The organism is Rhizobium sophoriradicis, from assembly GCF_003939025.1.
GTDB classification, from domain to species: Bacteria; Pseudomonadota; Alphaproteobacteria; order Rhizobiales; family Rhizobiaceae; genus Rhizobium; species Rhizobium sophoriradicis.
Genome location: NZ_RQIH01000002.1, coordinates 420,703 through 432,564, shown reverse-complemented (window position 1 = coordinate 432,564; position 11,862 = coordinate 420,703). Strand labels below are relative to the sequence as shown.

General features: G+C 65.0%; 9 protein-coding genes and 1 pseudogene. 9 read left to right on the top strand and 1 reads right to left on the bottom strand.

Features of this window, described 5'->3' with window-relative positions; translation table 11 throughout:
- Positions 1–26 precede the first annotated feature (26 nt).
- The 5 genes and pseudogenes from EFR00_RS04460 (at position 27) to EFR00_RS04440 (ending at position 4,789) form a co-directional block, all read left to right on the top strand.
- Positions 27–926 carry a phospholipase gene (locus EFR00_RS04460; protein ID WP_077994068.1) on the top strand — a complete coding sequence of 300 codons (900 nt, stop codon included), beginning with the start codon at positions 27–29 and terminating at the stop codon, positions 924–926.
- 126 nt (positions 927–1,052) lie between these two features.
- Positions 1,053–1,823 (top strand): triose-phosphate isomerase, encoded by a 771-nt coding sequence (gene tpiA, locus EFR00_RS04455; protein WP_038689029.1) that lies wholly within the window; start codon positions 1,053–1,055, stop codon positions 1,821–1,823.
- A 139-nt stretch (positions 1,824–1,962) separates the two neighbouring features.
- On the top strand, positions 1,963–2,478 hold the full coding sequence (gene secG, locus EFR00_RS04450; protein ID WP_009994957.1) for a preprotein translocase subunit SecG: 516 nt from the start codon (positions 1,963–1,965) through the stop codon (positions 2,476–2,478).
- A 143-nt stretch (positions 2,479–2,621) separates the two neighbouring features.
- Positions 2,622–4,250 (top strand): CTP synthase, encoded by a 1,629-nt coding sequence (locus tag EFR00_RS04445; protein WP_038689027.1) that lies wholly within the window; start codon positions 2,622–2,624, stop codon positions 4,248–4,250.
- Positions 4,251–4,322: 72 nt separating this feature from the next.
- Positions 4,323–4,789: pseudogene (locus tag EFR00_RS04440) on the top strand (SRPBCC family protein).
- Positions 4,790–4,834: 45 nt separating this feature from the next.
- On the opposite strand, the gene EFR00_RS04435 reads toward EFR00_RS04440, so the two are convergent.
- Positions 4,835–5,923: a citrate synthase/methylcitrate synthase gene (locus tag EFR00_RS04435; RefSeq protein ID WP_077993598.1), complete on the bottom strand. Its 1,089-nt coding sequence runs from the start codon at positions 5,921–5,923 to the stop codon at positions 4,835–4,837.
- 83 nt (positions 5,924–6,006) lie between these two features.
- On the opposite strand from EFR00_RS04435, the gene EFR00_RS04430 reads away from it, so the two are divergent.
- The 4 genes from EFR00_RS04430 to EFR00_RS04415 all read left to right on the top strand — a co-directional run bounded on the left by EFR00_RS04430 (position 6,007) and on the right by EFR00_RS04415 (position 11,734).
- Positions 6,007–7,152, top strand: a complete 1,146-nt coding sequence (locus tag EFR00_RS04430; RefSeq protein ID WP_009995114.1) for a citrate synthase — start codon at positions 6,007–6,009, stop codon at positions 7,150–7,152.
- Positions 7,153–7,287: 135 nt separating this feature from the next.
- Positions 7,288–7,806: a FecR domain-containing protein gene (locus EFR00_RS04425; protein WP_077993604.1), complete on the top strand. Its 519-nt coding sequence runs from the start codon at positions 7,288–7,290 to the stop codon at positions 7,804–7,806.
- A gap of 5 nt (positions 7,807–7,811) precedes the next feature.
- Positions 7,812–9,668: a CHASE2 domain-containing protein gene (locus EFR00_RS04420; protein ID WP_077993606.1), complete on the top strand. Its 1,857-nt coding sequence runs from the start codon at positions 7,812–7,814 to the stop codon at positions 9,666–9,668.
- A 98-nt stretch (positions 9,669–9,766) separates the two neighbouring features.
- On the top strand, positions 9,767–11,734 hold the full coding sequence (locus EFR00_RS04415; protein WP_077993608.1) for a DEAD/DEAH box helicase: 1,968 nt from the start codon (positions 9,767–9,769) through the stop codon (positions 11,732–11,734).
- The last annotated feature ends 128 nt before the right edge of the window (positions 11,735–11,862 follow it).

Here is an 11,862-nt window from a genome sequence, read left to right as displayed (position 1 = left end):
GCGGCAGGCTTCAGGAAACCATCCGCATGCGAATGTCCACAAGTGATTGCGCTGTTATATCGGTAATTGCGGCGTTTTTCCTGTCTGCGGCCATGCTGTCATCAGGCGGGCCGGCGCAAGCGGCCGGCACGCTGGCGCCCTTCAAGGATGAACTGTTCTCGAAGCAGACCATCCTGCAGACCGGCGACGACGGTGCTTTCGAGGTCATCGACTACGACGAAATGCGCGATATCAACGGCCGCGACCAGATCCCGCAAAAGCGGGTGCAGCAGAAATATGTGGCGCTCGGCATCCGCAAGGCCCAAGCGGACGAAACGCTCTCGCTCGACGGCATCAAGCTCGATGTCACCAGGGTGGGACCGCCGCAAAATGCCGCATTCACGGTGATCTTCATTCACGGCCGCGACGGCGACCGCAGGCTCGGGGCCAACGACTACAGCTTCGGCGGCAATTTCAACCGGCTGAAGAACCTCGCCGCCGGCAATGGCGGCGTCTACTATTCGCCGACGGTCAAGAGCTTCGACAGCAACGGCGTTGCCGCCATCGCCGGCCTCGTCCGCTATGCCAGCGCCCAATCGCCCGGCCGGCCAGTCATCCTCTCCTGCGCCTCGATGGGCAGCCAGGTCTGCTGGGGCATTGCCCGCGACGAGGGCAGCGTCAAGCGGCTGAAGGGCATGCTTGTCATGAGCGGGGTTACCGATCCCGATTTCACCAAAAGCGCCTTCTACAGGGCGAAGCTGCCGCTCTGGTTCGCGCATGGCAGCCGCGATCCGGTCTATGCCGCCAGCGACCAGCAGGCGCTGTTCGAAAGACTGCGCAAGGCAAAATATCCGGCGCGCTTCACGCTGTTTCAAACCGGCAATCACGGAACGCCGATCCGAATGATCGACTGGCGCAGGGTGTTGAACTGGATTCTTGCGGCTTAGCGCGGGATTTTAGGCAAAATTTGCCTGGGATTGCCGAGATTCCCCTTACGTCAGGGGCATGATGCTTTTCTTTGCCGCAAGCTTTTGATATGGCCGCAGGCATAAGCAGATTTAGGGAAGGCCGGCATGACACCTGACGTGCGCCCGCTCGTGGCGGGAAATTGGAAAATGAACGGCACCCGTGCCTCTCTGGATCAGATCAAGGCGATCGCCGAGGGTGTTCGCCCGCCGCTCGCCGATAAGGTCGAGGCGCTGATCTGCCCGCCGGCGACGCTGCTCTATGTGGCGACCGCGCTTTGCACCGACAGCCCGCTTTCGATCGGCGCGCAGGACTGCCATCAGAAGGCCTCCGGGGCGCACACCGGCGACATCTCGGCAGAAATGATTGCCGACAGTTTCGGCACCTATGTGATCGTCGGCCATTCCGAACGCCGTACCGACCACGCCGAAACGGACCATCTGGTGCGCGCCAAGGCGGAGGCCGCTTTTGCCGCGGGGCTGACGGCGATCATCTGCATCGGCGAGACGGCGGATGAACGCCGCGCCGGTCAGGCGCTCGACATCATCAAGCGCCAGCTTTCGGCCTCCGTTCCCGATGGCGCGACCGCCGAAAATACGGTTATCGCCTATGAGCCGATCTGGGCGATCGGTACCGGTGTGACGCCGACATCGGGCGACGTGGAAAAGGCGCATGCCTTCATGCGCGCCGAAATGGCGGCTCGCTTCGGCGATCAGGGCCGCAAGATGCGCCTTCTCTATGGCGGCTCGGTCAAGCCGGCCAATGCCGGCGAACTGATGGGCATTGCCAATGTCGACGGCGCACTGATCGGCGGGGCGAGCTTGAAAGCCGCCGACTTCCTCGCCATCTACCGGGCCTACGAGGCGCTGCTCGCCTGAGGCGTTGTTTGTTCCCGGGCTAATTCGTTCAATCCGGGGCGTATTCTCGGCCGAAGGGCTTGGAATAGACGAACGCCTCATGTAAAGAGCCGCCAGAATTTTTAATTATGTCCGTCTTCCGGCGGGCAGGACTGGACCCATGCAGACAGTATTGATTGTCATCCATCTCATGATCGTGCTCGCCCTCGTCGGCGTCGTGCTCATCCAGCGCTCGGAAGGCGGCGGCCTCGGCATCGGCGGCGGTTCGGGCTTCATGTCGGCCCGCGGCACGGCCAATGCGCTGACGCGCACGACCGCGATCCTTGCCACGCTGTTCTTCCTGACGTCGCTCGGCCTCGGCATACTGACGCGTTACGAGGGTCGTCCGGGCGATATTCTCGACCGCATCCCTGCCACGAGCGGCCAGGGCAACGGCATTCTCGATTCGCTCGGCGGCGCACAGGCGCCGGCCAACCAGCCGGCCGGCAACGGCGTTCCGAGCAGCGGCGCCGCCGCACCTGTTCCGCAGGCTCCGGCAGCCCAGGCCCCGGCGGCCAGCGCGCCTTCAACGGATGCGCCGGCAGCAAGCGCTCCGGCAACGACTGCCCCGGCAACGCCCGCAGCTCCGGCCGCTCCGGCGCCGGCTCAGCCCTCCGGCGTCCCGACGGGACAGTAAACCGGTCTTCGACATAAACCGCCGGCAGGCCCTCGGGTCTGCCGGTTTTCTTTTGTTCAGATTCCCGCGTCAGGCTTCGAAAGTTCTGGAAAAGAATTTTTGGGCTGGTGGAATCGTTTTTGAAAAGGTATCCGGTGAATCCCATGGCGCGATACGTATTTATCACAGGCGGCGTGGTTTCCTCCCTCGGAAAAGGAATCGCGGCCGCTGCTCTCGGAGCCTTGCTGCAGGCTCGTGGTTATCGAGTCCGGCTTCGCAAGCTCGACCCCTATCTGAACGTGGATCCGGGCACGATGAGCCCGACCCAGCACGGCGAGGTCTTCGTCACCGACGACGGCGCGGAAACCGATCTCGATCTCGGCCACTACGAGCGCTTCACAGGGCGTTCGGCAACCAAGACCGACAACATCACCACCGGCCGCATCTACAAGAACATCATCGACAAGGAACGGCGCGGCGACTACCTCGGCGCGACGGTGCAGGTCATCCCGCACGTCACCAACGAGATCAAAGATTTCGTCACCGAGGGCAATAAGGACTACGACTTCGTCATCTGCGAGATCGGCGGCACGGTCGGCGACATCGAGGCGATGCCCTTCATGGAGGCGATCCGCCAGCTCGGCAACGACCTGCCGCGCGGCACCGCCGTCTACGTCCATCTGACGCTGATGCCCTATATTCCGGCGGCCGGCGAACTGAAGACCAAGCCGACCCAGCACTCGGTGAAGGAACTGCAGGCGCTCGGTATTCATCCCGATATCCTGCTGGTGCGCGCCGATCGCGAAATCCCGGAAGCCGAACGCCGCAAGCTGTCGCTGTTCTGCAATGTGCGCCCGTCCGCCGTCATCCAGGCGCTCGATGTCGCCAATATCTACGACGTGCCGATGGCCTACCACAAGGAAGGCCTCGACGACGAAGTGCTTGCCGCCTTCGGCATCGAGCCGGCGCCGAAGCCGCGCCTTGACCAGTGGGAAGAGGTCTGCAATCGCATCCGGACGCCGGAAGGCGAGGTGACGATCGCGATCGTCGGCAAATATACCGGCCTTAAGGATGCCTATAAGTCGCTGATCGAGGCCCTGCATCACGGCGGCATCGCCAATCGCGTCAAGGTCAAGCTCGAATGGATCGAGTCCGAGGTCTTCGAGAAGGAAGATCCGGCACCTTATCTCGAAAAGGTGCATGGCATCCTCGTGCCGGGTGGCTTCGGCGAACGTGGTTCGGAAGGCAAGATCCACGCTGCGCGCTTCGCCCGTGAGCGCAAGGTGCCGTATTTCGGCATCTGCTTCGGCATGCAGATGGCCGTCATCGAGGCGGCGCGCAATCTCGCCGACGTACAGGCCGCTTCGTCGACCGAATTCGGCCCGACGAAGGAACCGGTGGTCGGCCTGATGACCGAATGGGTCAAGGGCAACGAACTGCAGAAGCGCACCGCAGCCGGCGATCTCGGCGGCACGATGCGCCTCGGCGCCTACAAGGCGGCGCTGAAGAAGGGCACGAAAATCTCGGAAATCTACGGTTCGACCGATATTTCCGAGCGTCATCGCCACCGCTATGAGGTCAATGTCGACTACAAGGACCGCCTCGAGAGTTGCGGCCTCGTCTTCTCCGGCATGTCGCCGGACGGCGTTCTGCCGGAGACGATCGAATATCCCGATCACCCCTGGTTCATCGGCGTGCAGTATCATCCCGAACTGAAGAGCCGGCCGCTTGACCCGCATCCGCTGTTTGCCAGCTTCATCGAAGCGGCAACGGAACAGAGCCGCCTCGTCTGACGAATGCTCCTACCAGATCGCGCCGCCTTCGCGCGATCTGGATAATGGCGATGCTTGCACTATCTTGGCGGCATGGCAGCCCGCAGCACGACCGTCTCACGCTTCATCGCCGCGCCGCGCGAGCGCATCTACAGTGCCTTTCTCGATGCGGAAGCCGTCGCTACATGGCTTCCGCCCGGTTCGATGACCGGCGTTGTCCAGCCTTCGAATGCCGGGAAGGCGGTGCCTTCAGCATGTCGCTCGTCTACCCCGACGACGAGGCATCGCAGCCAGGAAAAACCTCCGACAAGACCGACAGATTCGAGGGCCGTTTTGCCAGACTCGTGCCTGACGAACGGATCGTCTGGGCGACCGTATTCGATGCCGAGGATGAGGGTTTTTCAGGCGAGATGACCGTCAGCACGATCTTGTCGCCTGCTGACGGCGGCACCGACGTGACGATCGTCTGCGAGAACATTCCCACCGGCATTCGGCTTGAAGACAATGAAGAAGGTTGCCGCTTGACGCTCGACAAACTTGCCGCTTTCGTCGGTGGTTGAGATCGGCGGCCAATCCAGGACATGCCCCGCCGCCGAATCCAAGCGTCAGGCTGCGGCCGGAAGCGGTCCGACATAGACCGAACGGGGGCGGATCAGCCGGCCGTCGAGCGACTGTTCGCGGGCATGCGCCAGCCATCCAACCGTTCGGCCGATCGCGAACACGCCGGTAAAGGCTTCGCGCGGGAAGCCGAGCGCTTCGAGCAGCAAGGCGGTGTTGAATTCGACGTTGACGTCGAGCGGCCGGTCCGGCTTGCGCGCCTTCAAGATCGCCAACGCGGCGGCCTCGACGGCTTCGGCGAGCGCGCCGCGGGCGCTGTCCACCTGCCCTGACGTGATCAGCGGCTTCAGCGCGCCTTTCAGCGCATCGGCGCGTGGATCGCGCACGCGGTAGATGCGGTGGCCGAAGCCCATCAGCCTTTCGCCGCGATCGAGCGCTTCGGCCAGCCAACGGCCGGCATTCTCCGCCCTTCCCACGGCATCCAGCATGTCGAGGACAGGCCCAGGCGCGCCGCCGTGCAGCGGTCCCTTCAGTGCGCTCAGTGCCGCCAGCACCGAAGAGGTGAGGCCTGCCTGGGTCGAGGCGATGACCCGTGATGCGAAGGTCGAGGCGTTGAGGCCGTGGTCTGAGATCGTCACGAGATAGGTGTCGAGCGCCGCCACCTGCTCCTTGCTCGGCAATTTTCCAGTCAGCATGCGCAGTATATCGGCCGCCTTCGATAGCGCGGTGTCCGGCGCGATCGGCTTTTGCCCGCGCTGCAGCCGCAGCAATGCAGGCAGGAAGACTGCGGGCGCTGCCAGAAGGTTAAGCGCGGTGTCGAAATCGTCGCCGTCCGGCAGCCGGGCGATCAGCGCCCGCATCGCATCGACCGGCGGCAGAGTGAGCAGGGCAGTGTCGGCGGCCTCGATATGGACGAAGACCTTCGTTCGCGCTTTCGCCAGCCAGCCGCGCAATTCCGCTTCATCGAAGCTTCGTTCCATCAGGCCATCGAGCAACAGGGCGGCAACGCCCTCATAGGTCCCACCGGCGACGAGTTGATCCAGCGATACGCCGCGGATGATCAGCCGCCCCGCTTCGCCATCGACATCCGAGAGCTGCGTTTCGGCGGCAATGAAGTCTTCCAAGCCATTTTTCATGTTGTTTCTCCTTTACGATAAGGATGATCCGACCTAGTCTCATTGACGTCAATCTTGATGTAATTGATCAATATGAGGCTCCGATGCCGTGGCTGACCGCCGAGGAGGCGCTGCAGGCGCTGAAGACCAAGCCGCAGACGCTTTACGCCAATGTCAGCCGCGGGCGCATCCGCGCCAAGCCCGATCCCGCCGACCCGCGCCGCAGCCTCTACCAGGCTGCCGACGTGCAGCGACTGGCCGAACGCCAAGCCGGCCGCCGCAATGCCGAAACGGTTGCTGCCGAGACGATCCGCTGGGGCGACCCGGTTCTCGCCTCGGCGATCTCCACCATCATCGCAGGACGGCTGTTCTATCGCGGACGGGATGCCGCCGATTTCGCCGAGGCAGCGACGCTGGAGCAGACGGCGGCACTGCTCTGGAACGGCACGGAAACGCTGTTCTCGGGCACGGTAGCCGGAAATGGCCCGCCGTCGCTTCAGGCTGCGTTCCTGGCGCTGGCCGGGCGGGTGATGGCGGATCTGCCATCGCTCGGCCGTTCGCAAGCCGCCCTGCGGCGCGAGGCGCACGGCGTTCTCTCGACCATCGCCGATGCGGTGGCGCCGGGGCCTTCAGACCAGCCGCTGCATCTGCGGCTGGCGGCGAGCTGGAAGCGGCCGGATGCCGCCGATTGCCTGCGCCGCGCCCTGGTATTGCTTGCCGATCACGAACTCAACGCGTCGGCATTTGCGGCGCGGGTCACCGCCTCGGCGGGTGCCGCACTGTCGGCTGCGGTGCTCTCCGGTCTGGCGACACTGACGGGGCCGCTGCACGGCGCTGCCTGGCAAGGCGTCGACGCCTTGATCCAGTCATCTTCGGCGCTTGGCGCGGAGCAGGCGATCCGCCGCTCGCTTGTCCAGGGCAATCACCTTTCTGCCTTCGGCCATCCGCTCTATCCCGATGGCGATATTAGGGCTTTGGCGCTGCTTTCGCATTTTTCCCTGCCGCCGCAATTTACCGAGCTTCGGGAAAGGGGCGAGGAGATGGTCGGCGAGAAGGTCAATGTCGATTTCGCGCTTGCCGCCATGGCGGCCGCTTTCGATCTGCCTCGAGAGGCGCCGATCATCATTTTTTCGCTTGCCCGTTCCACCGGCTGGCTCGCTCATGCGATGGAGCAGATCGAGAGCGGAGAGTTGATCCGCCCGCGCGCGCGTTATGCCGGGCCGGCGCCGCAGATGAGAAGCGGTGTCTGAGAATTCGCCGGCGGTCTCAGCGGTGTACTTTTCGCCTAGGGAAATATCGGAATTCGGCTATCATGCCCGATATGGAAGAAGACGGTTGGCGGGCGCTTTCGCAAAAGCTGCTCCGCCCGGTCACGGGGGCTTTCCATGCATACGACGCTTCGCAACCTGTTTGTCGCCGCGCTGGCTGCCGGCCTCATTCCGTATGAGGCGGCCTTAGCGCAGTCTGCGGGCTGCGCGATATCGCGTGACGCCGGCGCCCGTCAGGTGCTGAGCTGCCCCGGCGGCGTCAAGGTGACGGCAGAAGCCGGGGCGTCTTTCCGCCTCACCGACGGCAACCGTGACGGCAGTCCCGATTCGGCGTCGCTACGGCGCAAGGCCATTCTCGTCGATGTCGACAGCAGTCAGCACACAGGTGGCTTCCAGGTGGTAACGCCGCAGGCGATTGCTGCCGTCCGTGGCACGCAGTGGGCTGTCGACGTCGCAGGCGGCAAGACCTCGGTGCTGGTGGTCAGCGGCAGCGTTGCCGTCCGTCGGCCGGCCGGCGAGCCGGTGGTGCTGTCGCCAGGCGAGGGCGTCGATGTGTCCAGCTCAACCGAACCTCTTGTCGTGCGCCGCTGGCCTGCGCCACGCGTCGCTGCCCTTCTTGCCCGCCTCGGCCAGTAAATATCATGAGCCATCGTCTGCTGACCGTGATCGCGCTGCTGTTCGCCGGTCTCTGGGGCGCGGCGCTCGGTTATCTCAATCTCAACGGCGAGGTCGGCCTTCTCGACCGGATGGAGGCGACGCTTGCTGATATCCGCAGCCTCGTCGTTGGGGCAAGAGAGCCGCCGCCCGTCGTGACGATCGTCGCGATCGATGACCGCACCGCCGCCGCCCACGGCTATCCGCTCGACCGGGCGACGCTTGCCCGCCTTGTCGGCGCGATCAATGCGGGTAAGCCGAAAGCCCTGGCGCTCGACATTCTGCTCGTCGATCCCGGGGCGGAGGAGGGTGATGCGGCGCTGACCGCCGCCTTGCGCCAGGGGCCAACCGTGATCGCGGGGGCGGCCACCTTTGCGCAAAGCAGGCAGCGGGTCACCGACGCCGCCGAGGATCCGTTGGCCGCCATACCCGAGGCAAACCAGCTTCTGCTGCCGCTCCCGCGCTTTGCCGAGGCCTCCGCCGTCGGCATCGTCAATGTCGCAACCGATCGGACCGGCACGCCGCGTTTCATTCCGCTGATTTCGCGCAGCGCCGACCGGCTGGATCCGGCTTTTCCGCTGCGTGCCGCCTCCGTCGCGGTGGGCGCCGATCCCCGTATCGAGCGCGGTGCCGTCATGCTCGGAGCGCTGCGTATTCCGACGGATATCGGTCAACGCCTGCCGGTGACCTTCTATGGCGGACGCGGCAGCATCGCCACGTTCAGCGCCGCCGATGCGCTTGACGGCAAGCTGCCGGCGGCGACTGTGGCAGGCCGTATTGTCGTCATCGGTTCGACGGTCACCGGCGGCGGCGACGTCTTCCCGACGCCGTTCGATCCCGTCATGCCCGGCGTCGAGGTGATGTCGACGGCAATCACCCATCTCGTCACCGGCGACGGCATGGTGCGCGACCACAGGATGAGGCTGATCGATGCCGGCACGGCCATCGGCCTGGCGCTCCTGCTCGTTTCACTGGTGGCTTGGCGGCGGAGTGCTGCGGGCTATCTCATCATGGTGCTGGTGCTGGTGGTCTGGGCCATGCTCAATCTGTCGGCCTTCGCCCATGGCTATTGGCTGAGTGCGGCGCTGCCGATCGCCGCGGCGCTTCCGCCGGCGTTGATGCTCGGTGCGGCCGAACTCTGGCTCGACCGCGGCCGCGCCCGCCATTTCGCCGAGCAGAGCGCGCTGCTGCAGCGTATCGAGGCTCCCGGCCTCGGCGAATGGCTGGCGCGCCATCCGAATTTCCTTGCGACGCCGGTGCGTCAGAACGCTGCCGTCATCTTCATCGATCTCTCAGGCTTCACGGGCCTCAGCGAAACGCTCGGGCCGGTCAAGGTCAGCGAAGTGCTCAGCGGTTTCTTCGAAATCATCGACGAGGAGGCCCGCTCTCACGGCGGCGCCATCACCAGCTTCATGGGCGACGGGGCAATGATCCTGTTCGGCCTGCCGGAGCCGGCCGATGACGATGCCGCCCGCGCCGTCGCCTGCGCGGTCAGCCTCTGCGAGCGTACGCGGACCTGGCTTGGCGCGCATGCGGGCTTTGCCGAGAAGAAGATCGGCTTCAAGGTCGGCGCCCATTGCGGCCCGATCGTCGCCTCGCGGCTAGGCACCGGCGACCGGCAGCAGATCACGGCGGCGGGCGACACGGTGAATGTCGGCGCCCGGCTGATGGAGGTCGCCGCCCGCAACGGCGTCGAGCTGGCGCTGAGCGCCGAAATCGTCCGTGCCGCAGGCCCCGACAGCGTGCTGCTGCGGGCCGGGCGGATGGATGGTCCGCTGGAAACGGAGCTGCGCGGCCGGGCAAGCCATATCGACGCCTGGCTGTGGCGCAGCCGCACGCTTTGACAATCGCTGCGGGAGCGGCTAGGAACGGCGCAAATATCCCGCCGGCTGGCTCCGGCCATGGCGCATTTCGCGCCTGACAGCTCCGAAAGATCGAACTCATGACAGAATTCAACGGCGTCGTTCCGGCGATCGCCAAGGCGTTGCAGAAGCGCGGTTACGCCGAACTCACCCCGGTGCAGAAGTCGATGCTCGATCCTGATCTTGCCGCATCCGACGCTCTGGTTTCCGCCCAGACCGGTTCCGGCAAGACCGTCGCCTTCGGGCTGGCGCTGGCGCCGACGCTGCTCGAGGGTAGGGAACGCTTCGGCAATGCCGGCGCTCCGCTCGCCCTCGTTATCGCCCCGACCCGCGAGCTTGCCCTGCAGGTTAAGCGCGAGCTCGAATGGCTCTATGAGATGACCGGCGCGGTGATCGCCAGCTGCGTCGGCGGCATGGACATCCGCAGTGAGCGCCGTTCGCTCGAACGCGGCGCCCATATCGTCGTCGGCACGCCGGGCCGGCTCTGCGATCATATCCGCCGCAACGCGCTCGACATGTCGGAACTGAAGGCCGCCGTGCTCGACGAGGCCGACGAGATGCTCGATCTCGGCTTCCGCGAAGATCTGGAATTCATTCTCGATTCGGCGCCGGACGAACGCCGGACGCTGATGTTTTCGGCAACCGTGCCGGCGGCGATCGCCAAGCTTGCCAAGAGCTACCAGCGCGACGCGGTGCGCATCAGCACCGCCGCCGAGGAAAAGCAGCATATCGACATCGAATATCGCGCGCTGATGGTGGCCCCGAGCGACCGCGAGAACGCGATCATTAACGTGCTGCGTTATTACGAGGCGACCAATGCCATCGTCTTCTGTTCGACGCGCGCCGCCGTCAACCATCTGACCGCGCGTTTCAACAACCGCAATTTCGCCGTGGTGGCGCTCTCCGGCGAGCTGACGCAGAACGAACGCAGCCATGCGCTGCAGGCGATGCGCGACGGGCGCGCCCGCGTCTGCATCGCAACCGATGTCGCCGCCCGCGGCATCGATCTGCCGGGCCTCGATCTCGTTATCCACGCCGACCTGCCGACCAATCCGGAAACGCTGCTGCACCGCAGCGGCCGCACCGGCCGGGCCGGGCGCAAAGGCATCAGCGCCATGATCGTGCCGCTGAATGCACGGCGCAAGGCCGAGCGTCTGCTGGAGAATGCCGGCATTTCCGCGGCCTGGGCACGGCCGCCGTCGGCCGAAGAGGTGAATGAGCGCGACGACGAGCGGCTGCTCGCCGATCCGATCTTCAGCGAAGCGCCGCAGGAAGAAGAACAGGGGCTGGTGCAGCAGCTGCTTTCCAGCCACGGCGCCGAGAAGCTCGCCGCCGCCTTCCTGCGTCTCTACCGCACCAATCATTCGGCGCCGGAGGACCTGATCGAGGTCACCGTGCAGGATGAGCGCAGCCGCAAGCGCCGCGACAATGCCGAGCCATACGCGCCGGCACAAAAGGGACCGCGCGAGGATTTCGGCCCCAGCGTGTGGTTCTCCGTCTCGGTCGGGCGCAAGCAGAATGCCGAGCCGCGCTGGCTGATCCCGATGCTTTGCCGCAACGGCAACGTGACGAAGCGCGAGATCGGCGCAATCAAGATGCAGCCTGAGGAAACCTATGTCGAGATTGCCACGGCAAGCGCCGACAGTTTCCAGGAAGCGCTGGGGCCGAACAAGACGCTCGAACGCGGCATCCGCGTGACCAGGCTTTCCGGCACGCCGGATTTCAGCCGCGCGGCGGCGCCGAAGCCCTATGCCGGCAAGTCGCGTGACGAACGGCCGGGCGAGGGCTTCCGCGATGAGCGGCCGAAGAATAAGTTCGGCAAAGGCCCGGGCGGCGGATATGCCGCGGTTGAGAATGCCGGCGGGGAGAAGCGGGACAGCAAGCCCTGGAGCAAGAAACCAGGCAAGCCCGGCTTCGATGGCCCGAAAGGCGATAAGCCGAGATATGACAAGCCGAAATTCGAAGGCGCCAAATCTGAACGCCCGAAATACGAGGGCAAGGGCGGCGCCGGGGCGAAAAGCAAGTTTTCGAAGAAGAAGCCCGGCTGATTTCGCCGGCAGCCGGGTGGCGAAGCTGCCCCTCACCCTAACCCTCTCCCCGTAAAAACGGGGAGAGGGGACGTGCCAAACGCAACGTCGAGGGTACGGAAAGCCGGTGCGGCATGTCCCTTCGCCCC

Excerpts from the sequence above, each read along its gene's own strand:
- secG (WP_009994957.1), top strand. The coding sequence starts at position 1,963 with ATGCAGACAGTATTGATTGTCATCCATCTCATGATCGTGCTCGCCCTC.
- EFR00_RS04425 (WP_077993604.1), top strand. The coding sequence starts at position 7,288 with ATGCATACGACGCTTCGCAACCTGTTTGTCGCCGCGCTGGCTGCCGGC.
- EFR00_RS04445 (WP_038689027.1), top strand. The coding sequence starts at position 2,622 with ATGGCGCGATACGTATTTATCACAGGCGGCGTGGTTTCCTCCCTCGGA.
- tpiA (WP_038689029.1), top strand. The coding sequence starts at position 1,053 with ATGACACCTGACGTGCGCCCGCTCGTGGCGGGAAATTGGAAAATGAAC.
- EFR00_RS04420 (WP_077993606.1), top strand. The coding sequence starts at position 7,812 with ATGAGCCATCGTCTGCTGACCGTGATCGCGCTGCTGTTCGCCGGTCTC.
- EFR00_RS04435 (WP_077993598.1), bottom strand. The coding sequence starts at position 5,923 with ATGAAAAATGGCTTGGAAGACTTCATTGCCGCCGAAACGCAGCTCTCG.
- EFR00_RS04460 (WP_077994068.1), top strand. The coding sequence starts at position 27 with ATGCGAATGTCCACAAGTGATTGCGCTGTTATATCGGTAATTGCGGCG.
- EFR00_RS04415 (WP_077993608.1), top strand. The coding sequence starts at position 9,767 with ATGACAGAATTCAACGGCGTCGTTCCGGCGATCGCCAAGGCGTTGCAG.
- EFR00_RS04430 (WP_009995114.1), top strand. The coding sequence starts at position 6,007 with ATGCCGTGGCTGACCGCCGAGGAGGCGCTGCAGGCGCTGAAGACCAAG.